Origin of the sequence: Musicola paradisiaca NCPPB 2511 (genome assembly GCF_000400505.1) — a bacterium.
Lineage (GTDB): Bacteria > Pseudomonadota > Gammaproteobacteria > Enterobacterales > Enterobacteriaceae > Musicola > Musicola paradisiaca.
Genome location: NZ_CM001857.1, coordinates 4,400,379 through 4,425,782, shown reverse-complemented (window position 1 = coordinate 4,425,782; position 25,404 = coordinate 4,400,379). Strand labels below are relative to the sequence as shown.

Sequence of the window (25,404 nt, the reverse complement as noted above, 5' to 3'; positions counted from 1 at the left end):
CCGAAGGGATTCGGCCGCCCCTGTCTGAGAACCCTGTTTTCTGAGAACCTTGCGCATGACTGCTTCCCGTCCTGTTTTTGGCCGCAGCCTGCTGCCTTACCTGCTGGTGCTGCCGCAGCTGGCCATCACGATGATCTTCTTCATCTGGCCTGCCGGGCAGGCGCTCTGGTATTCGGTACAGAGTGTGGATCCGTTCGGCCTCTCCAGCCGGTTTGTCGGGCTGGATAATTTCCTCAATCTGCTTCACGACAGCTATTACCTCGGCGCGTTTTACACCACGTTGTTGTTCAGTTTTTTGGTGGCGGCGTCTGGGCTTATCGTGTCGCTGTTTCTGGCCGCGCTGGTGGATTACACCCTGCGCTTCAGCCGCCTGTATCAGACGTTGCTGATTCTGCCTTACGCCGTGGCGCCCGCAGTGGCGGCGGTGCTGTGGATGTTTCTGTTCAATCCCGGTCTGGGGTTGATTACCTGGCTGCTGCACCAGTGGGGTTACGATTGGAACCACGCCCAGTACAGCGGCCAGGCGATGTTTCTGGTGGTATTGGCCTCGGTGTGGAAGCAGATTAGCTACAACTTCCTGTTTTTCCTGGCGGCGTTGCAGTCCATTCCCCGTTCGCTGATTGAAGCGGCGGCGATTGACGGCGCCGGGCCGGTGCGCCGTTTCTTCAATCTGGTGCTGCCGCTGATTTCGCCGGTGAGTTTCTTCCTGCTGGTGATCAACCTGAACTACGCCTTTTTCGACACCTTCCCGGTGATTGACGCCGCCACCGGCGGTGGGCCGGTGCAAGCGACAACCACGTTGATCTACAAGATTTATCGCGAAGGGTTTGCCGGCCTTGATCTCTCCAGTTCGGCGGCGCAGTCGGTGGTGTTGATGCTGGTGGTGAGCGTGTTGACGGTGATTCAGTTCCGCTTTGTCGAGCGTAAGGTGAACTATCAATGAGCAGGTTTACCATGACAGGAAGCCGGATGATTGAGAATCGCCGCGGGCTGGATATGTTCAGTCACGCCATGCTGGTGGTCGCCATTCTGGTGGTGCTATTCCCGCTGTATGTGGCGTTGGTCGCGGCGAGCCAGAGTCAGGCGCAGATCACGCAGGTGCCGATGTCGTTGCTGCCCGGCGGCCATCTGTGGGAAAACCTGACGTCTATCTGGCAGCATGGCGTGGGCGATAACAACAGCGCGCCGTTTGGCCTGATGCTGTTTAACAGCTTCGTGATGGCGCTGGCGATCACCCTCGGCAAAATCAGCGTTTCGATGCTGTCGGCTTATGCCATCGTCTATTTCCGTTTCCCGTGCCGCAATCTGTTCTTCTGGATGATCTTCGCTACCCTGATGTTGCCGGTGGAAGTGCGTATTTTCCCGACGGTGGAGGTGATTTCTCATCTCAACATGACCAACAGCTATGTCGGATTGACGTTACCGGTGATGGCGTCCGCCACCGCCACCTTTCTGTTCCGTCAGTTCTTCATGACGTTGCCGAACGAATTGCTGGAAGCGGCGCGCATCGATGGCGCCAGCCCGATGCGTTTTTTCTTCGACATCGTGCTGCCGTTGTCCAAAACCAATCTGGCGGCGCTGTTCGTCATCACCTTTATCTACGGCTGGAATCAGTATCTGTGGCCGTTGCTGATCGTCAATGACCCCCATCTGGGCACGGCGGTGGCGGGTATTCAAAGTATGATCGCCACCGGCGATACCGCGACCCCCTGGCATCAGGTGATGGCGGCGATGTTGATAACTCTGTTGCCGCCGCTGTTGATTGTGTTGCTGATGCAGCGTTGGTTTGTGCGCGGTCTGGTTGATAGTGAGAAATAATTTTTATGGCATGTTTAAAACTTCAGGCCGTCACCAAGTCTTATGACGGCAAAAATCAGGTGATTAAGCCGATCGACCTGGATGTAGCGGACGGCGAGTTCGTGGTGATGGTCGGCCCGTCCGGCTGCGGCAAATCCACCTTGCTGCGTATGGTGGCGGGTCTGGAGCAGACCTCCAGCGGCGATATTTACATCGGCGACGAGCGTGTCACCGACAAAGAGCCGAAAGATCGCGGCATTGCGATGGTGTTCCAGAATTACGCGCTCTATCCGCATATGAGCGTCTTCGACAACATGGCCTATGGCCTGAAAATTCGTGGCTTCGGCAAAACGCAGATTCGCCAGCGGGTGGAGGAAGCCGCTCGGATTCTGGAATTGTTGCCGCTGTTGGATCGTAAACCGCGCGAACTCTCCGGCGGACAGCGCCAGCGCGTGGCGATGGGGCGCGCTATTGTGCGTGAACCGGCGGTGTTTCTGTTCGACGAGCCGTTGTCCAACCTTGACGCTAAACTGCGGGTGCAGATGCGCCTTGAACTGCAACAGCTACACAAACGGCTGCAAACCACCAGCTTGTACGTTACCCATGATCAGGTGGAGGCCATGACACTGGCCCACCGGGTGATTGTGATGAATAAAGGCGTCGCGGAGCAAATTGGCGCGCCCGCCGAGATTTACCGTAAACCGGCCTCGCTGTTTGTCGCCAGCTTCATCGGTTCGCCTGCGATGAATCTGTGGGCCGGGCAGGTAAGCGCTGACGGCTGCCGGGTCGAGCTGGCGGCGGATTTCTCGTTGCCGCTGCCGGTGGCGAAACCGGAATGGCAGGGGCGCAGTGTTACGCTGGGTATGCGCCCGGAGCACATTTTGCCGTCCACGACCGGCGCCGACGGCGTGCCGATGGTGGTGGAGACGCTGGAACTGTTGGGCGCGGATAATCTGGCGCATGGTAAATGGGCGGGGCAAAATATCGTGGTGCGTCTGTCGCATGAATGCTGCCCGCCCGTTGGTTCGACCCTGTGGTTGAAATTGCCGGAGAATGCGTGGCATCTCTTTGATTCTCAAAGCGGATTACGGATGGAAGTATGAACAGTTGGCCTTATCCCGCCATTGTCGCCCATCGCGGCGGCGGTGCGCTGGCGCCGGAAAACACGTTGGCGGCGATTGATGTCGGCGCACGGCATGGGCACCGGATGATTGAGTTTGACGCCAAGCTGTCTCAGGACGGCCAGATTTTCCTGTTGCACGACGATACGTTGGAACGCACCAGTAACGGTTGGGGCGTGGCGGGCGAGTTGCCGTGGGACAAACTGGTCGGGCTGGATGCCGGCGCCTGGTTCGGCGGTCAATTTTGTGGCGAGCGGCTGCCGTTGTTGTCGGAGGTGGCCAGGCGCTGCGCGCAGTATGACATGGCGGTGAATATCGAGATTAAACCCACCACCGGCTGTGAGGTGGAAACCGGCCGGGTGGTGGCGCTGGCCGCGCGCGAGCTGTGGCGCGCACAACCGGTTGCGCCGTTGCTGTCGTCGTTTTCCGTCGAGGCGCTGGAAGCCGCGCAGCAGGCGGCGCCGGAACTGCCGCGCGGGTTGCTGCTGGATGAATGGGATGACGATTGGCTCGCGCTGACCCAACGGCTGGGCTGCGTGTCGATTCATCTCAACCACAAGGTGTTGGATGACGCGCGCGTGAGGCAATTGAAAGACGCCGGGCTGCACATTCTGGTCTACACCGTTAACCAGCCGGAGCGGGCGCGCACGCTGCTGCAATGGGGCGTTGACTGCATCTGTACCGACCGGATAGATTTGATCGGACCACAATTCAACGCCGGCTAAATGCCGCCTGTCCTGACGGGATGCGCACCGGCGAATAACCAGCGTGTTCCGTCAGGCGTTTCCTGTATGACTCCGGGTCGTCGAACCCGTCCCCGGTGTGGAGCCGCGCGCTCCGCCGCGAGCCGCCATCAGCCTGCGCCCATTGGGACTCGTATTCTTTAAGGAAAGGGCGATGCCCATATTTATTGTTTCTCTTTGGCACCAGATTTTTCTTTCGTTGCCGTTGTTCGTGCTGATTGTTCTGGGGTATGTGCTGATTCGCTACGGCAAATGGCCGACCACCGTGACGGACGCCATCAGCAAGTTCGTGTTCTCGGTTGCTTTGCCCGCCATGTTGTTCCGCATGATGTGCGATTTCTCCAAACGCCCGGCGGTGGATGCGCGACTGCTGATCGCTTTTTTCGGCAGTTGCCTGATCGTTTTCGTCATCGGGCGCGTTGTCGCCAGCAGGATATTCAAGTTGGACGGTGTTTCCGGCTCGGTGTTCGCGCTCGGCGGTATCTTTTCCAATAACGTGATGCTGGGGCTGCCCATCGCTACGCTGATACTGGGGCAGGAGGCGGTGCCGGCCGTGGCGCTGGTGCTGGTGTTTAACGGCCTGATTTTATGGACGTTGGTGACGGTGTCGGTAGAATGGGCGCGCAACGGTTCGCTGTCGATGAAAGGGTTTACTCGTACCGCGATCGGGGTGCTGAAAAATCCGCTGATTATCGGCATTCTGTCCGGCACGCTGTATAGCCTCACCGGGTTGCCGTTGCCTTCCACCATCGACCAGCCGATCGCCATGCTGGGGCAAATTGCGGTGCCGCTGTCGCTGGTGGCGCTGGGCATGGGGCTGGCGGAGTATCGCATTCGCGACGGCTGGCAGCTAAGCGCGGTGCTGTGCGTGCTCAAACTGGTGGTGCAGCCGCTGGTGGTCTGGGGGCTGGCGATAGCACTTGGTTTGCCGCAGATGGAAACCCGCGTGGTGGTGCTGCTGGGGTCGATGGCGGTAGGCGTCAATATCTATTTGATGTCGCGCCAGTTCAATGTGCTGGGCGGCCCGGTTGCCGCCAGTCTGGTGATGTCGACGGCGCTGGCCGCTGTGACGACGCCGCTGATCCTGACCATGATGGGCGTCAGAATGTGATCCGAACCGGTCGGCGACGTTGATGGCGCCGACCGGCATCAATCAGTAAGTCCGGTTGGTGTTGCCGGGGCTGGCCTGCTGAATGCGCTGGCGATTCTGTTCCAGTTGCTGTTTCAACTGCTGTTGCTGATTCTGGCTCTGCTGCCGGATATCCTGGTTTAGCTGCTGCTGTTGCAGTTTTTGCGTCTGTTGCATTTCCTGCAATAACCGTTTCTGGCTGCTGATGCCGTTTTCGAACTGTTGCTGTTGCGGGGATATCTGGCTGGCCGCCTGCGCCGCCAATGGCAGCGCCAGCACGAGCATCGCCAGCCTGAACAATGTTTTCATACACGCCTCCGTATCATTGTCGCTATGACATTGCCGTCAGTGTAATCCGCGAGGGCCGCGCTGTCCGCCGTAAACTGTGCGTTGGGGCGTGTCGGCCGGATGCGGTATACTCCGGCCCACCTTTCCCCCGTTCCTGATGTTTATTATGTTTCATATTGCGCTTTATGAACCTCAGATTGCGCCCAATACCGGCAATATCATTCGTCTGGCGGCCAATAACGGTTGTACGTTGCACCTGATCGAACCCCTGGGATTTGATTTCGAAGAGAAGAAATTGCGTCGGGCCGGGTTGGATTATCATGATCTGGCGAAGGTTAAACGGCATCCGGATTATTCGTCGTTTCTTGGCGCAGTGGCGGGATGCCGGATTTTCGCCTGCACCACCAAGGGCAGCCGCCCCTATGACGAACCGGCCTATCAGCCGGGCGATGTGCTGCTGTTTGGCTCGGAAACCGCCGGCCTGCCGGAGGATATTCGCAACGGTTTTGATCCGGCATTCCGCATCCGTATTCCGATGGAGCCGGATTGCCGCAGTTTGAATCTGTCCAATTCGGTCGCCATCATCAGCTATGAGGCCTGGCGGCAGAATGGTTTTGGCGGCCGCCGCTGACGCGCTGAAGCACATGGGATCCTGACCGGAGCGTATGGCGGATCCCCTTGCCGGCCACGTTTGCACATATCCGGGATAGCGGCGTTTCCGGGCGGCAACGCCGGTCAATCAACGCCGGTCGAGCAACGGCGCGTGGGACGACGGCGTCGGATTAAGCAGAAACACCACTTCGCCCAGATAGAACGGCGAGGCGGACAGGCGGCGTTGCCACTGTTCGTCCCACTTGCCGTGCTGCACCAACCCGATGCGAAACGGCAGCTTCAGGGCCAATAATGAAGGCAGATAGTCGGCGTAGGTGGCGACGGTGCGCCGCCCTTGATAAGTCTGTACCACCAATTCGTCTACCACGCCGTTGAGCCGGTTCAATTGCCTGATATCGCCGTTTTTGGCCCAGTCCAACAGGCCGGTGATACTTAACTTGCAGCCTGGCGGCAGGCGTTTGCGTAATTCTTGCAGGAATGCGGCGTAGTGGGCCAGATGGCGGCTTTTGGCGTCGAAATCAATCTGAATACCTTCCACTGGGTTGCCGTAGGCGCTCCAGCGTTGCCGTAATCGCAGCAACTGGCTCCATTCGTGTTCGTTGATGACAAGCTCGGAAACGCGAAAAGAGAGCCAGAGGTGTTTGACCGCCAGCCGGCTGGGCGGCAACCCCTGACGTAGAAAGACGCTTTTGCCATTGCGCCTGGTCAGTTCGCCCTGATGCAGATACAGCGTGTTCGCCTGATGGAGAACCGGCTGAGGTTGCACCGCCGCCCACAACCAGAACGACTGATAGCGGTCGGCATTGACGGTAGTATCGTGAGCCGACGCGCTGTAAGCGGAACAGGGCAGACACCACAGGCTGGCCAGCAGGAGGCCGCTTACCAGTAATACTTGAGCTGCCTTGCCCATTGACTGCCTTTGTAGTCGGTTTTCAACTGGCGGAACCAAGCTTTGCGCGTTTCCTTGCTGATATCCTGCGAGCCGCAATCGTTATAACCGCTGGGCGCGTAGCAGTAGACGGCGCGATACAGCGCGTAACTTTTATCTTCCGGCGGCGCTTTCGGATCGGCGATGACCTGCATGTAGTCGTCAAGGCGGGTGTATTCCTGCCCCTGATAACGGGTTTTCGCGCCCGTCAAACCGTTGAGCATGTTGTTTTCGCCCCAGTCGAACCCCACGCTATTCCCGCTACGCAGTACAAATTCGCCCATACAGTTGATGGCATGCGCATCGTTGGGGTTTTGGCTCAATGTGACGACGGTTTCTTTTAATGACGGGCACTCGTACCCGTCTTCAGTGTCGCTGCCGTCCCAGTCGAACACCGTCAGATCTTCTTCGTTCCAGCTTTGGTTTTCCGTACTTTCCAGCGGTGCGATGGTTTTAAGCAATGCGCTGTCTTGCAGGAACCCGGCATAGTCGTGGTGGCTCAGTTGTTTAGTCAGCAATGTGTGCAGGGCGATGGCGCGCTCTTCATGGGACTGCTGAGCGCCGGTTTGGCGGCGCAGCAACTCGGCATCGGCGCTGACTTTCAGGATCGCAGAGCGGAACCGCAAATTTTTCACCGGGCTTTCCGGTGTGAATACCCGTTCCGGTTGCCCGCTGTCCACCAACGTCTGGGCCAGCACCAGTTGCAGATATTGCTGTTGGGTGTAGCTGGTTTTCAGCATCAATAGGTGGCGCCAGTGCGCTTCCGCTGCATCCCACTGTTGCTGCTGCTGCATGGCCAGCCCGCGCAGCACCTGATTGCTGAAGGCGATCACGTTGGTGATGTCTTTGTCGGTGGTCATCGGCAGCAGAGTGACCACGGCGGCATAATCCCGCTTCAAATAGAACTGGTAGGCGGCCTGCAAGTAGAGGAATGCATCCTGCATGTTTGCCTGTTCGAACAAGGGCTGCTGTTGGTTCAACTCTTCCTGCGTCAGCGCCGGCAGGCTCATCCAGCCTTCTGGGCTGCGCAGGCGTTTGATGTCCTGCACCAGCATCAGGATCGGCGTATCGGCGGAAGTGACGAAACGGCTGTCTTCCAACAGTTTGTTGTCGACTTCATTGCTGATCCCCAGTAGATCGTCGACGCTGCTGGCATTGCTCAACGCCTGGCTGAACTGCCGTGCGAGAGCGACGATATCGCCGCTGATCCAGTAAGCGCGGCGGTACAGCCCCCGCGCCGAGTCGACATAACGGCCTTGTGGATAATTTTTCAGATAGTCGTCAATACGCTGAACCGCTTTTTGCCCGGCGTTTCGATCCATTTTCCGGGCATCGAACATGCTGTATTCGTCGAGCGCGTCTTTCATGGCTTCGTTGATGGCGACCCGGATCAGCATATAACGGGCTGTTTCCGCCACCCAGGTCTGGCCCGCCGGCAACAATTGTTGAAACCCGCTTTCAGCCTGCTCCAGGTTCCCGTCGTAAAATGCCGCTACGGCGGCAAGGTAACGGCGGAGCTCGTCCGCATGGCCTTTCCCCGGCAGGGAGGCCAAATCGGCATTGACATTGCCGACGGTATAATCGGCAGCGAGCATGTTGATGCGCGCCAACGCCAGCGAGACCCGCTGATCATTCGTCAGTTCCCCGTCGCCGCGCAGCAGATCGAAAAACGCCTCCAACGTGGTGAGATCGTTGGAAATCCAGCGGCCCTCCAGATCGACCGGCGTTAAATTACGCAGTTTTTCCAGAACCGGTTCCGGCAGATGCAGCAACCCGGCTTTTTGCACCAGCGCAGTGTTGGGCTGGGCAGTCGCATCGTCTCTGTTCTGCGTCGCATCGCCGGCGGCATCCGTGGTGTTGTCGTCATCCTGTTCGGTGGCGGCCAGCCCCATCACCCGGTAAGCAGTGAATGGATCGTCGCGGGAATGCGGTTGATCCGGTGGCGGTTGCGGGATCGGTAATGAGATACGGTTTCTGCTGCTTTGCAGCAGTATCAGATTGGTTCGGGTGTCGTTATCCGGCAATAGATAAGGGAGTGCGGGCACACCGCAGTCGGCATCGGAGAAACCGCATACGCCATCGCTGGATGCAAAGACAGGAGCATTCATCAGCATGGCAGTCAATCCAGCCAGTAAGGCTAATCCTTTCATGTCCTTTTCCTGTGCAAGGTATCAGGCAACATCAAGAACGTATCCCGTCAGACCGTACTCAGAACGTATCTGATGGGATAATTTCTCTTCCGGCGGCTAACCGGCGATATCTGGCACAACACTCTACCCGACCAATGGAAAAACTCAATGCGTCGGCATCGTGGTTGTGATGATAGATAGACAGTATGACGGCTTCGTGCGACCGGTGATTGAAACGGAGTTTTTACGGGCGACGACAGGGGAATGCGTGGCCCGTTATTGCGTGGGGGATGAGGTCAATGCTGGTACAGCGGCAGCCATAGTGTGAGCTGCAATCCGCCCAGCGGGCTATCGTCCGCTTTGATCCAGCCGCGGTGTTGGGTGATGGCCGTTTCGACAATCGCCAACCCCAGGCCGGTACCGCCGGATTCGCGGTCGCGCGCTTCGTCGGTACGGAAAAACGGGCGGAAAATCTGCTCCCGATCTTCCGGGCTGACACCGGGGCCGTCGTCGCCGACGACAATAGTTACCCCCTGATTGTCGATGGAGAAAGAGACGGTGATGCGACTGTAGGAATAACGCAGTGCGTTGCGAACGATATTTTCCAGTGCGCTGTCGAGGGCCGTCGGGTTGCCGAATAACGGCCATGGGCCCGGCGGCGCAAGCACCTCCAGCGTTTTCCCCATCTGTTCCGCTTCAAAACCGGCATCGGCCAGCACATCGCTCCACAGTTCGTCCGCTTTTAGCACTTCGCGCGACAGTTCGTTTTTATGCTGATTACGCGACAGCACCAGCAAATCATTGATCATGCTGTCGAGCCGTTGGGTTTCCGTTTCAATGCGATTCAGCTCGTTATTTTCGCCCTGACGCCGCCGCAGCAGCGCCGTCGCCAATTGTAAACGGGTCAGCGGAGTACGCAGTTCGTGGGAAATATCGGACAACAGACGTTGTTGGGCCGTGACCATGCGTTCAAGCGCGCTAACCATCTGGTTGAAACTGGAGCCGGTGGCGCGAAATTCCTGCGGGCCGGATTCCAGTTCCGGGTGCTGGCGCAGGTTGCCTCGGGCGACGTCATCCGCGGCATTTTTCAGCTTCCGCGCCGGTTTTGCCAGGCTCCAGGCCAGCCACAGCAACAGCGGCGAGCTGGTGAGCATCGTGACCAATAACAGCAGCAACGGGCGGTCAAACAACAGATTGATGAAATCGGATTGCGGGCTGTTGGCTGGGCGAATCATGTACATCATGTAGTTGTCTTCGCCGTCGCGGATGGCGAATGGCCCCAGCAATTCCACTCGACCGTAATTCTTTTTCTGCGGGAAATCCGCGTTATCGGACTGGCCGATAAAGTTACGGACGATCTGCATTTCCTGACGCTGCGCGCCGATGACACGCCCTTCGCTGGTGACTAACAGCAAACGCTGGCCGGGCGGCGCCCATTTGTCGATCACGCGGAACAGGCGTCGCCACCAGAGCAGGTCGTTGGCCGGGTCGGTGGCCAGTTCCATTTCGATGTGCTGTTCCAGCATCAACCCCTGGCGTTGCTCGCTTTCCAGCAATGGCGTCAGCTGGCGGGAATCCAGTTTGGGCAACAACAGCACCAGCACCAGCACCAGCGCCAGCGTCAACCAAAAAATAGCGAAGATACGCGCGGTCAGGCTGTTGATCATGCCGTGGAAACCATCAGATAACCGCGGCCGCGCAACGTTTTGAACCAGGGTAAGCCGTCTTTACGCTCCGGCAGTTTCCGGCGCAGATTGGAGATATGCATATCGATGGCGCGATCAAACGGCGTCAGACGTTTGCCCAGCACTTCCTGGCTGAGGTGTTCGCGGGAAACCACCTGTCCGAGGCGTTGCGCCAGCAGGTACAGCAGGGTGAATTCCGTCCCGGTCAGTTCCAGCACGATGTGATCGAAACTGGCCTCCTGACGACCCGGATTGAGACGCAGGGCGTCAACTTCAATGGTAGGCGCACCGGCTTCGCCCGCTTGTTGTTGGTCGGTCCAATTGGAACGACGCAGAATGGCACGGATGCGGGCAACCAGTTCCCGGTCGTTGAACGGCTTCGGCAGGTAGTCGTCCGCCCCCAGCTCCAGACCCAGCACGCGATCCAGCTCGCTGCCGCGGGCCGTCAGCATAATCACCGGCGTCTGGTAGCGTTGACGCAGTTCTTTGAGTGTATCGATGCCGTTTTTTCTGGGCATCATGATGTCCAACAACAGTAGGTCGATAGAATCATCCAGTACGCTCAACGCCTGTTCGCCATCGTGGGCGACAACGACGCTAAAACCTTCCATTTCAAGCAGTTCCTTGAGCAGGGATGTCAGCTCTTTATCGTCATCAACCAACAGAATTTTATTCATAAGTCACCTACCTCCATGGGCAAAATACGTCATAGATCGCTGCTATTCCATGACTTTACGTAGTTTTACATCGTCTGACGCATGTTTGCAGCAGGGTAATTAGACTGAGCTTCATCGATTCACAGAGCAGCTCACCGAATTGAGGAGTCATTGATGCAGGGCACCACCATCACGTTGTCAGTCGCTTCACTGTTGATGCTGGTAACCGGAGCAGCGATGGCTGCCGGAAATGGCTCTCTTACGAAAGGGCTCTGTTATCGGGATGAATCTGCCATGAAACGTGAAGAGAGTCAGCAGGGCATGTTTGATGCTGTGAAGTTGACTGAACAACAGCGCCAGCAAATGCGCGATTTGACGCGCCAGGTACGCAATATGCCGCCGCCTCTTTACGATATTGACGATGTCGAGACGATGTACCAATTGGTCACGGCGGATAAATTCGATGCCTCCGCAGTGCGAGCGCAAATCAGCCGAATGGCCGAAGCGCAAATAGCACGCCAGGTCGAAATGGCCAGGGTTCGCAATCAGATGTACAAGCTGTTGACCCCGGACCAGAAGACAATGCTGAATCACCAGCATGAACAGAATATGCAGGATGTTCGTCAGCAGATAGCGGCTGACCAGAGCGCCAGAAGTATGGATATGTTCCGCCAGGGGCAATCCGTCAGTTCCGAGTAGTGAGTCGTGCTGAGATGTAGTGTGTAGTGCTGAGAGTAGTGTGTTGTTGAGAAGTAACCTTTCCTTGCCATAGACACCATCCCTGTCTTTTTCCCCGCCTTGATGGCGGGCTTTTTTTGCGGATTTTCTGGAAAACCCTTTAAAAACAACTGCATGTTAAGTGATTACAAGCAATTGTAAGCGGTTAAAAAGTGGTCAGAAATGGGCCGTTTTCCGCAAGTGTGGACAATATGTGGACGATCCTAAACCGCTATTTTTCCCCGTAATGGGTTGAGTGTTATAGCGTTTTGCAGATAGTCCGGTGCAAGATGCGCGTAAGTCATGGTTTGCTGAATGCTGGCATGACCTAAAATCTGCTGTAATGCCACCAGATTTCCCCCGTTCATCACAAAATGGCTGGCAAATGTGTGCCGTAGTATGTGTGATGCCTGGCCTTTCGGAATATCGGGTTTTACCGCTTTGATTTGCTCGCAAAATGCCGAGTAGTCCACTTTAAACAACTTTCCGGTTTCACGGGTTTTGATGATCCGCGTAACCTCTTCCGATATCGGAATGGTTCTGTTTTTACCGTTCTTGGTTTCGGTAAACGTCACCCGGTTATGCATCACCTGTTCAGCCCGTAATGTGCTGGCTTCTCCCCACCTTGCGCCGGTACTCAGGCACAGCACAGCCAGCCGGTATTGATCGCCTTCCATCGTATCCAGCAGGCGTGCAATCTCTGATTCAGTCAGGAAAGTGACTGTTGGCTGCTTTTCTGGCAACGGTGGCAATTCCTTTAAGGGATTCTCGCCGGTGTAGATCTCCAGTTTTATCAGTGCCGAAAACATCCCGGAAAGCCGGTAGATGTCCCGATTGACCGTTGAAGAGCTGATACCGTCATATAATCGCCGGGTACGGAATTCCAGAATTGAACGCTTGTTTATCCGGCATATCTCCGGGTCGTCCATCTGGGCCGCTGTCCGTTTCAGGTGACGCTTTTCTATCAAACCATTCTTCAGATTCTGGCCGTAGTAAAGCCACCATAATTCAACCAGTTCACTGAGCTGGCGATGTTCAACGCCATAACCGTGCTGCCACTCTTTTTTGTCCGCTCTGGACAACGTGTAGCGTTCGAATGCTACCGCTTCTGTCTTTTTCTCAAACCGCCGCCGGATGCGTTTTCCGTTACGTCCTATCGGGCGAATGTCCACTTCATATCGACCATCATCGAGTTTCTTAATTGCCATAAGAACACTCTCCGATGCAGTCATCATCCTGATATGCAATATCAAAGATGTAACTTATGTAAATATTTATCCAATATTCTGGTTTGATTGGTGAGATTTTGTTTCTTCTGGCCCAATGTGCGCGAGGGCCGGTGCGATCTGCCCAGCTTCCGGTGCTGTTTTATCCGTCATTAACCACAGGGTGTATTTTTGGAAAGTGGGATGCATTGTGATTTTGAGCAAAGCATTTCCCCCTGGCTCAAAGTTGCCAGTCTCATATTTTTTAAGAGTGCTTAGAGGTAAGTCTATGATTTCACAAAATCTTGACTGGCTAAGTCCCTCTGCTTCTCTTAGTGCCTTTACTTTTTCGCTAAGTTTCATTTGACATGGAACCCATATAGGATCTAAATTCCCCTCATTGGCACCTATATGGGTTCCAATGAGGGCATGAAAAACCAACCGCGAACACAAGCAACTGAAAGCCGATGTAAGTGATTGGTGATCGGAAGAGAGTATCACGGTGAGGGGGAGGGGTGAACGGATGGAAGGTGAGAATAAAGTAGGACCCAGCATTATGCGTGGTGATCTTACTGATGATGAATTGATTGAGTTCTTGCTAACTTTCATTAAGAAATTGGAAGCCCGCGAATCTCTCAAGGAAAGACCAGAAAAATTGCGGGCCAGTGCAGATAGTGCTGAAAGGGAGTTAGACGAGCTGAATGAATTTATTTCCTCAGTTCTTCATCAGCATAATTAGGATCCCATTCTTCATCTATATAGGAAGGGTAGTCTTTCTTGAACTTAGAGATGTCGTTATCGGTGTGATGATAATTATCACTATGGTTTCTAATGTGATTTATAATATTTTCAGGGATTTTATATGAATTTATTTCATTCCATAAAATGATTACTGCATCGTTTAGTGAAATATTTTTTGCTTCAGTAAATGTTATCCCTTTTTTATTAAAAAGATAATGAGTTAATGCATTTCTACCGATGAGAACCTCTCTTTTTTTATCAAGGTTTTCGCGGTACTCAAAAAGTATAAGGTTAATTTTAAAGATCACAAGAGTTCGAAGAGTTAAAGGGGCGCAAAGATAAGTGTTATCTGGGTTATTTATTTTGAGGGCAGTTGCGATATTGTTGAATGTTTTCTCGTAAACCCTAAAACATGCAGTTAGATTTAAGTCCATAAAATAGACTCCTTTGTCGGTAGTTGATTGATGTGAGCACAGCAATCCTACCATAACCACGCGCCGGGCGTGGCTAAAAATCCCGGCACATATTCAATAACGCAAAATGAAAAGCGAGGTTTGTGATGAGTGAACGCGTTTATGAGGTTCGCTATCCTGTTGATGCTGTTCCGTATCAGAAATTTGCGGAATTGATCGGTAAGTCGGAAGCGGCAGTAAAAGGCATGGTTGATAATGGCAAATTGCCGCTTATTCCGTGGGTGAATCCTGAAAACCCCAATCCTCGTCGCGGTGAAAACTGGGTTTATATCCCGGAATTTAACCGTGCTATGCGCGATGCCTTTATGAACAGGCCGAAAGAACAGCGTGACGCATGGTTATTATGGCTGGGGTTATAGGTGAATAATTATGGTTAAAAAGGAATTTGCTGTTATTCGCCTGAGTAAGCACACCAGTATATATCGTGGCTTTTCAGTTGTTGAATATCCAAGAACAATCACAAACTCAATTAAGCGATATCGCGTTAGCAGGGAAGGGCAGTCTTACGGTTTATTTGATGCGCTGGCATTAGCTACCGGTTATATCGACAGCTTACATAACAGCGTATCTCAATAGTGCAGTGATAAAGAATAAAAACAACACCAGAGAAACCACGGCCGGGCGTGGCTAAATATCCCGGCACCTATTTGCAACCGTCTATCTGTGGGCGGTTACCAATAGGAGGAACAATGCAAAAACCAATCTCAATTGCGCCTTTCCTCTGGCAGCAACAGACGGAAAGCCGTATCAAACCAGAAATACGCCACGGAGAAGGCAAGCAGGGCATCATTATTCGGCCGGATGGCCGCCGCTGGAACCCGCCGAAAGGGGCGTTTAATCGGTAATCAGGAGGGCGCATGTCTCAATCTGTCGATCATCAGAAATGGATACAGCGTTGCAGGGATATCGTGTTTAAAGGTGAATCCCGCGCTCAGTCATTTTGGGAGCGTGCTGCACTGGAAACGCGTGAGATTATCCTTTTTTCCGCAAAGCCAAAGCTGAAATCGCGCCATGTCAATTACTCATGGCATCAGTTTACGGCGGAAGAGCGCGCCGCTATCTGGGGCGCAATTAAGCGCATCCGGGCTATCTGCGATGAAACTGCGCTATTTGGCCCTGATGATTTTCTGAAAACCAGTAATCAAAACGGCACACCCAATAAGCCGAACCAGTCACCTATTCATTAATTAACCCATAGCAACGAATAAATGCCCTTTATCGGGCAGGGATTCGCATTACCTGAAAAAAGGAAACCGTAATGAAAAATGCCGAAGTAAAGACCATGACCGTCGCTGCTGATGGCGCACTGATCGAACTGCTGAATAAAGCCAGACTGGAGGAGCGCAAAGACCAGCATTTGTCCTTCTCACTGCGTCTTGCTGCGCTGGCTATCCGCGCCCAGCAAAGAGATCTCTCTGCCGCTGAACTGGTGGAACTGATGCGCCAGGAGTCAGAACGTTTTGAGTACTCCGCTCAGGGGTTGAGCTGATGGACTCCATGGATATGGCTCAGGAACGCGAAGCGTTCATCCGTGAAACACAAATCCAACAGGCCCGGCAACAGTCGGGTTGTGCCGTTTCTGCATTCGTCTGTGAAAACTGCGACGCCCCCATACCCGAAGCCCGCCGCGTGGCCGTTCCGGGTGTGTGTCTGTGCGTGTACTGCCAGGGTGATGCTGAACTGAAAAACAAACACTATCGGGGTGCCTTATGAGCATTATCGCCACACCGCTGAAATGGGTCGGCAGCAAAGCCCGCGTGATGGATATCCTGCGTGAGCATTTACCGGTTGGTGATCGTCTGGTTGAGCCGTTCGCCGGGTCTTGTGCGGTCATGATGAATACCGATTACCCGGAGTACCTGATCGCCGATATCAACCCCGACCTGATTAACCTGTATCAGGTCCTCAAAGAAGATGTGAAGGATTTTATTGATACCGCCGAAGGTCTGTTCCGCACCGCGAACACGGCAGAAAGTTATTACCGCTTCCGGCAGGTATTTAACCGCAGCAAAGAGAATCGCATCACATCTGCGGCACTGTTTCTTTACCTGAACCGGCACGGATACCGGGGCGTTTGCAGGTATAACCGCAACGGTGGGTTTAACGTCCCTTACGGGCATTATGCATCGCCTTATTTTCCACTGGCCGAGATTCAGGCATTTGCCGAAAAAGCCCGTCGTGCAAAATTCATCTGCGCCGCGTTTGGCGAAACACTTCAACTGATCCGCCCCGGCGATGTGGTGTACTGCGATCCGCCGTATATCCCGCAAACGCCAACGGCCAGCTTCACCAGTTATCACACCGATGGTTTCACCCACAACGATCAGTATGACCTGTGCAGTGAGTTATCACGTCTGGCCGAACGCGGGATCCCTGTCATCGCGTCCAACAGTGATACCCACCACGCACGCAGCCTTTATCACCGGTTTGATATCTGCCGTTTCACCGCGCCGCGTAGCGTCGGCGTTGCTGCTGGGGAAGGTAAACAGGCCGGGGAAATCATTGCTAAGCGTCTGCCGGTGTCTGCTGCCCGCAGTCTGTCGAAAGTTTGCGACGGGTGCGGCTATGAAGGTGGTAGGCACTGCCCTGACTGTGGGCTGGGGATAGGTAATGCCATTCATCATGTAATGGCGGCGTCCGGCGCGTTAAATGCGGAGCCATTCTGATGATTGATTCCCGTTGCTTTCAGAACGACACCATCAACGTTATCAGCGTGTCTGGCGGAAAAGACAGCTTGGCTCAGTGGCTTCTGGCCATTGAACACGGAGTGCAGCACACCGCTGTCTTTGCTGATACAGGGCATGAGCACCCGCAGACAATTGAGTATCTGGGCTATCTGGAAAGCAAATTAGGCCCAATCAAACGAGTAAAGGCTGATTTTTCAAGACAGATAGAGCAGAAAAGAAAATTTATTACGAATAACTGGTATCAGGGGCTGATCACTGACCTGATGGTGGATAGATTCGAGGGTCGCTGGGCGCTGGCATCCGGTTTCCGTGTCCAGAAAATAATGTTAGATGAGGACGATGATACTTATTTTGATGAGTATCTTTTATACCCTAATGGTAGGCGGGAGCGTTTTGTATGGCCTGAATCTGTGCCTGATGATCGTTATAACACTGCTGTCTTAAATGGGTTTCAGTGGATTCCATCTGTAAAGGGTCTGAACCAGCAAGATGCTGAGGTTGAGGCTGCTGCTAGGGTTAAGTCAGCTCTTGATAATCTCCGGCCAACTGGCAATCCATTCCTCGATCTTTGCATGTTGAAGGGTAGATTCCCCAGCACTAAAGCTCGATTTTGCACCTTCGAACTTAAGCACGAACCTGTGCGTACTCAGGTAGTTCTACCTGCGCTTGATGAATATGACGAGGTAATAAGCTGGCAGGGGGTTCGCGCTCAAGAGTCACCCGCCCGGGCCGGTTTGCCAGTATGGGAAGAAGATGCGGATAACACTCCCGGTTTGCATGTTTATCGCCCGATCCTTGAATGGAAACATGAAGATGTCTTCGCCATTGCTAAACGTCATGGGATTAAGCCTAACCCGCTATATCAACAAGGCTGTAGCCGGGTTGGGTGTATGCCGTGTATCCATGCCCGTAAGTCTGAATTGGCGGAAATATTCAGCCGCTGGCCTGAAGAAATAAAGCGTGTTGCTGAGTGGGAAAGACTGGTAGCCGCCTGCTCACGCAGAGGAAATTCAACGTTTTTTCCTTCCACCCATGATCCACGTAGAGCGGAACAGCGGATCGACATAATTACCGTTGATGAATACGGCATTGAGTCTTACCGCGATTGGGCTATGACGACACGCGGGGGGGCGCAATTCGACCTTTTGGCAGAGGCAAACGACAAGTCGGTTTGTAGCAGTGTCTATGCCGGGGTTTGTGAGTGACTGATTTACAGATTCTGGAGCATAACGGCGTGTATCACGCTGTCAGGGAATGGCAGCGTGAACAGTTTTCCCCCGGCGAGCCTGCAGGGCTGAGCTATGTTGAACGCAGCCTCTGGCACCTGAATAAGGTCGATCATGAATGGCGTCAGCAGTATCTGGCCGGAATGCCGGATTATCTGGCGAAGTATTTCGGCCAGCGTTATGAAAAGCTGTTTAAATCCGATGAGCACAAGGGGCGCCGCCGGGCCAATACGTTTTTACTCCGTACCCTGGGGAAAAGCGTATTGCCACGCCTGCGCACCGTTACCGAACGATACCAGACGCAACAACGTGCTGCGGGAGATCTGCCGTTCCCGTTCGGTGATGATCTGGAAAAGCTGCCGGTTTATGACCGTGACAACATCCGCGCCTTATCGCAACGAGTGGCCGATTTCATGGCAGCATCGTTGCGCGACTACACCGAAAACCGCATCAGAAACACTGGGAGCCTGACTGACAGGCATATCACCCTGCTGTCATTCCGTCACCTTGGCCTGCTGACCTTGCAGGCCGGAACGCAGCCGGCTTACTGGGCGCAATTCACCAAAGGCCGCCACCCGTTATCGACCGAAAAAGCCGAATCCGGCCTGTTACGCATGATGTCACCGGAGTGGTGGCGGGCACGGCTAAAACGCCGCCGCGATATTCAGCGGGAGCATATGGCGATTGCGGTCGGCCAGGTACAAAAAGCGGCGTCACCCTATGTCTCGCGCTCCACGCTGGATGAATGGAAAGAGCAGAAACGGCGTAACCGGGAGTTTTTCAAGGCGTTTGATCTGGAAGATGAAGAGGGTAACCGTGTCTCTATGGATGACAAGGTTAACGCCAGCAACGCCAACCCGGCGATCCGCCGTTGTGAGCTGATGGTGAGAATGCGCGGCTTTGAGGATCTGGCGCAGGAAATGGGCTGTGCCGGGGAGTTTTACACCATCACCGCGCCGTCACGGTATCACGCAGTACACAGCGGCGGCGGGTTCGTCGAACAGTGGAGCGGTGCCAGCCCACGCGACACACAGAAATGCCTGTGCGGTGTGTGGGCGCGTATCCGGGCGGAGCTGTCACGCGAAGAGATTAGCGTGTTTGGCTTTCGGGTCGTCGAGCCGCATCACGATGGCACGCCGCACTGGCATTTGTTGTTGTTCATGCGCCCGGAGCACATCGAACAGGTACGCGACATCATGGCGTATCACGCCCGCCGGGAAGATGCCGATGAGCTGAACAGTGAAAAGGCGCAAAAAGCCCGCTTTCATTATGAACCGATTGACCCGGAAAAAGGCAGCGCCACGGGTTATATCGCCAAGTACATCAGCAAGAATATTGATGGCTACGCACTGGATGGCGAGGCCGACGAGGAAACCGGGGAAAACCTGCGCGACATGGCAAAGGCGGTATCTGCCTGGGCGTCGCGCTGGCGTATCCGGCAGTTTCAGCAAATCGGCGGTGCGCCGGTAACGGTTTACCGCGAGCTGCGACGCCTGGGTGATAAGCAACTGGATAACGCGGCGATGGATGCGGTGCTGGCGGCAGCAGATGTGGGCGACTGGGCCGCATACACCCAAGCGCAGGGTGGCCCTCTTGTGTCGCGTGACGCACTTGTTGTGCGGTTGTCCTATGAGATTACGGAACGTGCGAACCAGTATGCCGAAGACGTACAAAAGGTTCAGGGGGTGTATTCGCCATTACTGGGGGAGCGCTCCGCGATCGTCACCCGAACGGTGCAATGGAGGATTGTCCCGAAACAGGCCGCCGCGTCAGCGGGGGCCGGGGTTTCTGGCGGCCCCGCCGCAGCTTGGAGTTCTGTCAATAACTGTACGCCGGGCCTACGGCGGCGATTATCGGAACTGTTGCGCTTACGCGGTTTTCCGCCTGATCCGGGGCTGGTCGATGTGCTGATTCGTGGCTGCAGTCTGGCAATAAGCGAGGGCAGGGCGCTGAAAATGGTTAACGGCAGGCTGGAGGAAGTAGGCCAGACAGGGGATTGCGAGCTGTGGCCGGGGTGGAACTGGGGATAAGGTGTGGTGGTGTTCGTTGGTGGATGAGAAAAACGGAACCACTAATAGATTGTTAGCTTAGTATTTATATTTTGAGATGTGCTGTAAAAATTAACAGGGGTTAGTTGACAAAATAAAAAAACTGCACCATCATTCCGGTTGACAAAGTTTAATTTTTGCACTGAAAGGAAAGTGACCCGATGCAAGATTACCCATTCCCTTGGACGTTTCACCCACAGTTAACCGAAGAACGCCTGTCGATCATTGCAGAGGCGCTCCTTAAAGTTCAGGAAGATACACATGAACTTTTGTCTTCTTCGCTTGATGATAATTACACACGCGCAACATGCACTTTTGGACGCCAAAAGAACCGAATCGTGAAGCTGTGTATGTCGAAAAAATACGACTGGTTGGGACTCTCTAATCCGAATAATGACTACACAATAACTATTGGTGGCATTCCTATTCGTTCTTTTAGCGATGATCCAACTAATCCTAAAAAACCTAATTTCTTCCGTAAGAATAGTGTTGATCAGTTGTTTGCGTCGGAGGATACAATCCCTACGATTTGGCGCTTTGTTGTTGAGAAGCCGGAGTTCGAAGGTGAAGGTGGGCGCGTGCATTTTGCAGGTTATAATGCACTGGAAGAAATGCTCTCTTTGTGGACTTATGGCGAAGAACGGGTAACAGTGCTGCACTCTACAGATGATACCCCGCCAGCACCTGTTAAGATTGAGCTGGATGATATCAGCGCTTCTGTTCCTGAAAAGGAAAAGAAAAGCGATAACGAATAACAGTAGGTGAAAAGTGTTTAACGGTTCTAATTTGCGATTGGCTCGTCTGTATCACGAGTTATCACTGGAGCAAGTAGCTGAGCGGGTCGATAAGACCCGCCAGTATATTCAGCGGCTGGAATCCGGCTCTGCTGTGCCTACTCCTGATCTTGCGAATAAATTAGCTGCCGTCTTGCTGGTCATGCCCGAATTTTTCGAAGTGCAGGAGCAGTCTCCAGTGAATGAAGAGATCGTTCACTTCCGCAAACGTAGTTCTACACGCATGGCTACTAAGTGGGCGACGCTTGCTAAAGCTGAATTGTATCGCCGTCTAATTGAAGTTTTCGATGAGTATTTAAACTTGCCAGCAGTCAGGTTTCCTGAAATGAGGGTGCATACTCAAGAGGACATAGAGAAGGCGGCTGAAAAATGCCGTACTGATTGGGGGTTAGGCTTTGGGCCGATCGATAATATGACCCGCCTTGCTGAAAAGTTGGGGGCGTTTGTTACATCTTTCGATTCTGTTTCTGATGATGTGGACGCGCTGTCTGTTCCTTTGAGTCGCCCATTTATCGTTAGGAACACGGCTAAAAAGTCACCGTGTCGTCAGCGTTTTGATATTGCCCACGAAGTTGCACATTTGATTTTGCATGAAGGTATTTCGACGGGGGACAGGGTAACGGAATCGCAAGCAAACCGATTTGCTTCCGCCTTGCTTCTGCCTCGCTCGGCGATGGCAAAGTATTTTCCTCGCCCAATAGGTGGACGTATCGACTGGCAAGGCCTTAGCCAGTTTAAATTGACGTGGAAAGTGAGTAAAGCAGCAATAATTTACAGGGCGCATCAGCTTTCTCTCTTAACTGATGCTCAGTATAAAACGGCATTTTTTGGTCTGAAACGTAAGGGGGAAGCTATTGATGAAAAAGAGGATTATTTAATCCCAAATGAAAAGCCAGAGCTTTTTCATAAGGCATTGAGGTTTCTTCTAACGGATCTGTCAGTTGATATTGAATCTTTAGCGCAGCGTTTATGCATCACTCCAGCCATGCTAGCGGGGTTAGCAAGCGATAATACTTTAGATTTTGTACCTGAAATCACGACAGAAAATGTTGTGTCTATGTCTGCTTATCGCATGAGAACTGCCTAGTTTTTTCACTAATGTATCCCGCTTCGGCGGGATTTTTTTGGTGAAGTTACCGCACAATAGTGCACAATTTTGCACAACTTTTTTGATGCTATTTTCCCCCTTTCGGCCCGGTACGCTCGCGCGCCGGGCCGGTTTCTGCACTTGCACAAAAAATGAAGCGAGAGCAGCGCGCTGGTGACGGGGGAACAGCCCCCGCGATGGGGGGTAGGTAGGGATCCCCCTTTGATGTGCCGAATCCGGCCCATTTCCCGCCCTGCTGCGTGTGTATTTCCCTCCAGGAGACGCGGCGCGTCATCCGGTGAGAGCGCTCGACAGCGCGGCGCTGAGACGGTTTTATACGGGCGGGGAATGGTGGCGTTAGCCGTTGAACTGAAAAGAGATAGTACGCAGGTGACGTGAAAGTTTTTGAATAAAAACCGCCGCGTGAGTGCGGCGGCAGCGGCGGGGTATCACTCGGCTTTCAACAGGGCGTAAGGGTTGAAGCGGATCACCTCCATCCCCAGCCAGTCATTCACATGCTTCAGCGCTTCCATCACCGGCATCAGTTCGTTGATGGCGAACACCCGCGCGGCTTTCTCCACATCGCCAAAAGAACCGTTGCCTTCCGGCATGGCGCCCATCAGTTGCGGCGGTACGCGGTGCGCTGCCAGAATGTCATCGCGCGTCACTGATTTGATATTCAGGAATTCATCTTTGGCGGATATCTGGCTGAAGGGAATAATCTGTACCCCTTTTTCACCGCCGCCCGGCGCGTGTAACAGCAGGTTTTTAAACGCGCCTTTGCCGCGTGCTTCCTTCAGCGTTTTTTTCACGTTATCCATGCTTTCGGTATCCACCTGGGATGCGCCGATGTAGATAATGCACCCGGCGTGCGAGCCGTTGTCATAGTAGAGCTTGCGGAACATATCGGCGGAGTGCGACAGGCTGGCCGACAGCAGCGCGCCCATGTACTCCGGCATACCGTAGATCTCTTGGTTAATATCCGGGTTGATGACGTGGCACACGCTGTCGGTATCAAACGCGTGTTCATCCTTCCACTGCCGGATAAACCAATAGGTATTCAGGTCGCTGCCGCGCCGGGTGTACTTTGCCGGAACGTGGCGCAGGGACAACACGCTGCCCAGCCGGTTGACCCGGCGTTCAAGATAACCGTTGCCGAAAACAAACCAGTCGAGCACGAAGGCGGAGAACGCCTGACGCGACAATAACGGGTGCGGGATAAAGCACCCGGTCAGCGCATTCCGTTTGAAGTACAGCGCGGACTGGTGCCATGACGCACTACCAAACGCGCGAGCCAGCCCGTACCAGTCCACCGGGGTGTCGTAATAACGGCCATTATCGGCGCAATACATGTTATCCAGCAGGTCGTGGCCGTCCCTGACCGGATAAGGGCCGTCAAAGGTAAACGCGCTCAGCCCCGGATCGCTTTTCAGAGTGGCGGCCATATCCGGCTGACCAGGCGTCATTGCCGGACGGGCGCCGGGTTTATATTTTCTTTTCATCAGAACTCCATCGCAAAGCCACCGCCGCCTTGCTCCTGGCCGAGTGGTTCATTGATGACGGCCAGCATGGTTGCCCAGGCCAGATCGCCATGATTAGAGCCGCGTGCGCGGTCGGTGTCGTAAGTCATGATGCCGCCCGGCGTCTTGACGCGCCGCACGGCGTTGAACGCATTGATCAGCGCCTGCTCGCTGCGGTCGTATTCCCAGCGACCGGCACGAATGACCTGAAGCATTTTCAGCACTAAGGCGCGTTTGGATGACACCGACATCAGGAAGCACACCGCCGCCGGGAAGAATTTCTTCACAATCTGGTAGACCGCTTCGCCGATGCCGGTGCCATCAATGGCGATATGCTGCACGTTGTATTTGAAGGTCAGCGCTTCGATCACTTTCGCCTGTTCTTCAAACTCCAGGCCGCGTATCTGCTGGGTTTCGATGGTGCGGAATTTGCCGCCCGCCACCAGTGGCGGTACCACCACCGAGATCGCCCCGCTGTCGCCGTTGCCGCTGCTGCCGTTGGCGTCATAGCCAATCCAGATGCCGCGATCGGCCATTGGGCGCGATGCAAAGGGCTTCCAGTCCGGCCACTCGTCGTAACCGTCGGCGCCGCAGCTAAATAACAGGTTGAGGTTAAAGGCGGACTCACCATCGCGGACGAACTCACAGCCGTACAGGTTGTTGTATTCATCCGGGCTGTTTTCGTCGCGGATTTCTTCCAGGTCGGTGTATTGCCAGCCGTGATCGATGACGTCCTGTAGCGTCACAATCTGACGCCAGGTTTTATCCGGACATAGCAAACCGCTATTGAGCGCTTTCCATGACACATCAAACGCGACCTTTTGTGCCTTGCTGCGCTTCTCATTCCAGCGTGCGCCTGTCCAGAACGGGTACGCTTCATGGGTTTCGCTCGACGGGGTGGAAAAGTAGGTGCGCGTCAGCCCTTTCAGGGTCGCCATCGCCCCGGCCACCTTGCGCAGGTTGGCAAAGTTACTGACCCAGAAAAACTCATCGAAATACAGGTTGCCGGTGTAAGACTGTGCCGTCGCGGCAGACGTCCCCAGAAAATGCAGCTCGGCCCCGTTGCTCAGGACTATCTTGTCACCGCCTTTTAGTTCGACGTCCACCTCTTCCGCCACCTTCTGGATAAAGCCCCGGAACTGGTGCGCCTGCCGACGTGAGGCGGACAGAAAAATCTGGTGGCGCTGATAAGGGTAAGCTACGTCATCACGCAGCGCCCGCAATAACGCTTCACGGGCAAAGTACCAGGTGGCGCCGATCTGGCGGGACTTTAGGATCATACGGTTGCGTTGATCCTGCTGGGCATACCAGCCGTTTTGATGCCAGGCCAGTGAGTCGAGAATGTTGGTTCGCAACGCGGCAATCTGTTCGTCAGTGAAGTGATTTTTCACCTTGCGCTTGCGGGGTTTCTTGCCGCCTGCGGCATTGCCTGGCTGGCCGTCGTTCAGCGTTTTTAACTGCCGGGTCAGCGCGTCCATTTCCTTCAGGTCGCCGCCGGTTTTGGTCGGCTTTTGGGCCAACTGACACAGCCGCGCATCAATAGAATGCGTTACGCGCTGGATAGGCGGCGTCTCGTCCCATTCGTCGCGCTTTTTCCAGGCATACACCGTGTTTTGATTAATCCCCATCAGGCGCGAAATTTCCGCTGGCGGGTAACCCTGCCAGTAAAGCTGTTTTGCTCGCTGCCGTACAAATGCGTCCTGAATCATGCGCGGTTTCCCCCTTTGCCGGGAAGATTACCCCGCGCGCGATCCGCCTTTCGCTCACTTTCGGCTCTGGCCCTACGCCGACAACAAAACCGCGTTGAGACAGGGAGTT

At 54.3% G+C, this 25,404-nt stretch carries 29 protein-coding genes; 19 read left to right on the top strand and 10 right to left on the bottom strand.

What is annotated here, in order from left to right; genetic code table 11:
• The first annotated feature begins 55 nt into the window (after positions 1 to 55).
• From ugpA to DPA2511_RS19845, 5 genes are all read left to right on the top strand, one after another.
• On the top strand, positions 56 to 943 hold the full coding sequence (gene ugpA / locus DPA2511_RS19865; protein WP_015855505.1) for a sn-glycerol-3-phosphate ABC transporter permease UgpA: 888 nt from the start codon (positions 56 to 58) through the stop codon (positions 941 to 943).
• Between the two features lie 26 nt (positions 944 to 969).
• A complete protein-coding gene (ugpE, locus tag DPA2511_RS19860; RefSeq protein WP_015855504.1) occupies positions 970 to 1,818 on the top strand; it encodes a sn-glycerol-3-phosphate ABC transporter permease UgpE in 849 nt (282 codons plus the stop codon).
• A 5-nt stretch (positions 1,819 to 1,823) separates the two neighbouring features.
• Positions 1,824 to 2,900 carry a sn-glycerol-3-phosphate import ATP-binding protein UgpC gene (locus DPA2511_RS19855; protein WP_015855503.1) on the top strand — a complete coding sequence of 359 codons (1,077 nt, stop codon included), beginning with the start codon at positions 1,824 to 1,826 and terminating at the stop codon, positions 2,898 to 2,900.
• Positions 2,897 to 3,643 (top strand): glycerophosphodiester phosphodiesterase, encoded by a 747-nt coding sequence (ugpQ, locus tag DPA2511_RS19850; protein WP_015855502.1) that lies wholly within the window; start codon positions 2,897 to 2,899, stop codon positions 3,641 to 3,643. Before DPA2511_RS19855 ends, ugpQ begins: the two co-directional genes overlap by 4 nt.
• 172 nt (positions 3,644 to 3,815) lie before the next feature.
• The gene (locus tag DPA2511_RS19845) at positions 3,816 to 4,772 is read left to right on the top strand and encodes an AEC family transporter (protein ID WP_015855501.1); all 957 of its coding nucleotides are present in this window, start codon (positions 3,816 to 3,818) and stop codon (positions 4,770 to 4,772) included.
• 42 nt (positions 4,773 to 4,814) lie between these two features.
• On the opposite strand, the gene DPA2511_RS19840 is transcribed toward DPA2511_RS19845, so the two are convergent.
• Positions 4,815 to 5,099 carry a DUF2756 domain-containing protein gene (locus DPA2511_RS19840; protein WP_015855500.1) on the bottom strand — a complete coding sequence of 95 codons (285 nt, stop codon included), beginning with the start codon at positions 5,097 to 5,099 and terminating at the stop codon, positions 4,815 to 4,817.
• 145 nt (positions 5,100 to 5,244) lie between these two features.
• On the opposite strand from DPA2511_RS19840, the gene DPA2511_RS19835 reads away from it, so the two are divergent.
• Complete coding sequence (locus tag DPA2511_RS19835) at positions 5,245 to 5,709, top strand: tRNA (cytidine(34)-2'-O)-methyltransferase (RefSeq protein ID WP_023638528.1); 465 nt, start codon at positions 5,245 to 5,247, stop codon at positions 5,707 to 5,709.
• A 108-nt stretch (positions 5,710 to 5,817) separates the two neighbouring features.
• Here DPA2511_RS19835 and DPA2511_RS19830 read toward each other — a convergent pair whose 3' ends face one another.
• From DPA2511_RS19830 to cpxR, 4 genes are all read right to left on the bottom strand, one after another.
• Entirely contained in the window at positions 5,818 to 6,600 is a 783-nt protein-coding gene (locus DPA2511_RS19830; RefSeq protein WP_015855498.1) for a DUF3142 domain-containing protein, read from the bottom strand.
• Positions 6,570 to 8,768, bottom strand: a complete 2,199-nt coding sequence (locus DPA2511_RS19825; protein WP_015855497.1) for a hypothetical protein — start codon at positions 8,766 to 8,768, stop codon at positions 6,570 to 6,572. The genes DPA2511_RS19830 and DPA2511_RS19825 overlap by 31 nt, the downstream gene beginning before the upstream one ends.
• A 275-nt stretch (positions 8,769 to 9,043) precedes the next feature.
• On the bottom strand, positions 9,044 to 10,414 hold the full coding sequence (gene cpxA / locus DPA2511_RS19820) for an envelope stress sensor histidine kinase CpxA (protein WP_015855496.1): 1,371 nt from the start codon (positions 10,412 to 10,414) through the stop codon (positions 9,044 to 9,046).
• Positions 10,411 to 11,109: an envelope stress response regulator transcription factor CpxR gene (cpxR, locus tag DPA2511_RS19815; protein ID WP_015855495.1), complete on the bottom strand. Its 699-nt coding sequence runs from the start codon at positions 11,107 to 11,109 to the stop codon at positions 10,411 to 10,413. The genes cpxA and cpxR overlap by 4 nt, the downstream gene beginning before the upstream one ends.
• Before the next feature lie 153 nt (positions 11,110 to 11,262).
• On the opposite strand from cpxR, the gene cpxP reads away from it, so the two are divergent.
• Positions 11,263 to 11,787, top strand: a complete 525-nt coding sequence (gene cpxP / locus DPA2511_RS19810) for a cell-envelope stress modulator CpxP (protein WP_015855494.1) — start codon at positions 11,263 to 11,265, stop codon at positions 11,785 to 11,787.
• A 242-nt stretch (positions 11,788 to 12,029) separates the two neighbouring features.
• Here cpxP and DPA2511_RS19805 read toward each other — a convergent pair whose 3' ends face one another.
• Together DPA2511_RS19805 and DPA2511_RS19800 are read right to left on the bottom strand one after the other, a co-directional pair.
• A complete protein-coding gene (locus DPA2511_RS19805; RefSeq protein ID WP_015855493.1) occupies positions 12,030 to 13,013 on the bottom strand; it encodes a phage integrase in 984 nt (327 codons plus the stop codon).
• A gap of 66 nt (positions 13,014 to 13,079) precedes the next feature.
• Positions 13,080 to 13,373 carry a helix-turn-helix domain-containing protein gene (locus DPA2511_RS19800; RefSeq protein WP_023638527.1) on the bottom strand — a complete coding sequence of 98 codons (294 nt, stop codon included), beginning with the start codon at positions 13,371 to 13,373 and terminating at the stop codon, positions 13,080 to 13,082.
• A 160-nt stretch (positions 13,374 to 13,533) separates the two neighbouring features.
• Between DPA2511_RS19800 and DPA2511_RS23125 the strand changes: the two genes are divergently transcribed.
• The gene (locus DPA2511_RS23125) at positions 13,534 to 13,749 is read left to right on the top strand and encodes a hypothetical protein (protein ID WP_015855492.1); all 216 of its coding nucleotides are present in this window, start codon (positions 13,534 to 13,536) and stop codon (positions 13,747 to 13,749) included.
• On the opposite strand, the gene DPA2511_RS19795 is transcribed toward DPA2511_RS23125, so the two are convergent.
• Entirely contained in the window at positions 13,718 to 14,185 is a 468-nt protein-coding gene (locus DPA2511_RS19795; protein WP_015855491.1) for an ECs1072 family phage-associated protein, read from the bottom strand. The genes DPA2511_RS23125 and DPA2511_RS19795 overlap by 32 nt on opposite strands.
• 125 nt (positions 14,186 to 14,310) lie before the next feature.
• Between DPA2511_RS19795 and DPA2511_RS19790 the strand changes: the two genes are divergently transcribed.
• From DPA2511_RS19790 to DPA2511_RS19745, 11 genes are all read left to right on the top strand, one after another.
• Entirely contained in the window at positions 14,311 to 14,583 is a 273-nt protein-coding gene (locus DPA2511_RS19790) for a Cox family DNA-binding protein (protein ID WP_015855490.1), read from the top strand.
• A 10-nt stretch (positions 14,584 to 14,593) separates the two neighbouring features.
• On the top strand, positions 14,594 to 14,800 hold the full coding sequence (locus DPA2511_RS23120) for a hypothetical protein (RefSeq protein WP_015855489.1): 207 nt from the start codon (positions 14,594 to 14,596) through the stop codon (positions 14,798 to 14,800).
• A 113-nt stretch (positions 14,801 to 14,913) separates the two neighbouring features.
• Positions 14,914 to 15,069 (top strand): hypothetical protein, encoded by a 156-nt coding sequence (locus tag DPA2511_RS23775; RefSeq protein ID WP_015855488.1) that lies wholly within the window; start codon positions 14,914 to 14,916, stop codon positions 15,067 to 15,069.
• Between the two features lie 12 nt (positions 15,070 to 15,081).
• The gene (locus DPA2511_RS19780; protein ID WP_015855487.1) at positions 15,082 to 15,411 is read left to right on the top strand and encodes a hypothetical protein; all 330 of its coding nucleotides are present in this window, start codon (positions 15,082 to 15,084) and stop codon (positions 15,409 to 15,411) included.
• A gap of 71 nt (positions 15,412 to 15,482) precedes the next feature.
• Positions 15,483 to 15,713, top strand: coding sequence for a DUF2732 family protein (locus DPA2511_RS19775; protein ID WP_015855486.1), 231 nt, complete (start codon positions 15,483 to 15,485; stop codon positions 15,711 to 15,713).
• Positions 15,713 to 15,937, top strand: a complete 225-nt coding sequence (locus DPA2511_RS19770; protein WP_015855485.1) for a TraR/DksA family transcriptional regulator — start codon at positions 15,713 to 15,715, stop codon at positions 15,935 to 15,937. Before DPA2511_RS19775 ends, DPA2511_RS19770 begins: the two co-directional genes overlap by 1 nt.
• A complete protein-coding gene (locus tag DPA2511_RS22205; RefSeq protein WP_015855484.1) occupies positions 15,934 to 16,890 on the top strand; it encodes a DNA adenine methylase in 957 nt (318 codons plus the stop codon). The genes DPA2511_RS19770 and DPA2511_RS22205 overlap by 4 nt, the downstream gene beginning before the upstream one ends.
• A complete protein-coding gene (locus DPA2511_RS19760; RefSeq protein ID WP_015855483.1) occupies positions 16,890 to 18,116 on the top strand; it encodes a phosphoadenosine phosphosulfate reductase domain-containing protein in 1,227 nt (408 codons plus the stop codon). Before DPA2511_RS22205 ends, DPA2511_RS19760 begins: the two co-directional genes overlap by 1 nt.
• On the top strand, positions 18,113 to 20,167 hold the full coding sequence (locus DPA2511_RS19755; RefSeq protein WP_015855482.1) for a replication endonuclease: 2,055 nt from the start codon (positions 18,113 to 18,115) through the stop codon (positions 20,165 to 20,167). Before DPA2511_RS19760 ends, DPA2511_RS19755 begins: the two co-directional genes overlap by 4 nt.
• Positions 20,168 to 20,346: 179 nt before the next feature.
• Positions 20,347 to 20,940 (top strand): hypothetical protein, encoded by a 594-nt coding sequence (locus tag DPA2511_RS19750; protein ID WP_015855481.1) that lies wholly within the window; start codon positions 20,347 to 20,349, stop codon positions 20,938 to 20,940.
• A gap of 13 nt (positions 20,941 to 20,953) precedes the next feature.
• The gene (locus tag DPA2511_RS19745; RefSeq protein ID WP_015855480.1) at positions 20,954 to 22,066 is read left to right on the top strand and encodes a helix-turn-helix domain-containing protein; all 1,113 of its coding nucleotides are present in this window, start codon (positions 20,954 to 20,956) and stop codon (positions 22,064 to 22,066) included.
• Positions 22,067 to 22,515: 449 nt separating this feature from the next.
• Here the strand turns inward: DPA2511_RS19745 and DPA2511_RS19740 are convergent, their stop codons facing one another.
• Both DPA2511_RS19740 and DPA2511_RS19735 read right to left on the bottom strand, forming a co-directional pair.
• Positions 22,516 to 23,568 (bottom strand): phage portal protein, encoded by a 1,053-nt coding sequence (locus DPA2511_RS19740; RefSeq protein ID WP_015855479.1) that lies wholly within the window; start codon positions 23,566 to 23,568, stop codon positions 22,516 to 22,518.
• Positions 23,568 to 25,295 (bottom strand): terminase large subunit domain-containing protein, encoded by a 1,728-nt coding sequence (locus DPA2511_RS19735; RefSeq protein WP_015855478.1) that lies wholly within the window; start codon positions 25,293 to 25,295, stop codon positions 23,568 to 23,570. The genes DPA2511_RS19740 and DPA2511_RS19735 overlap by 1 nt, the downstream gene beginning before the upstream one ends.
• Positions 25,296 to 25,404: the final 109 nt, after the last annotated feature.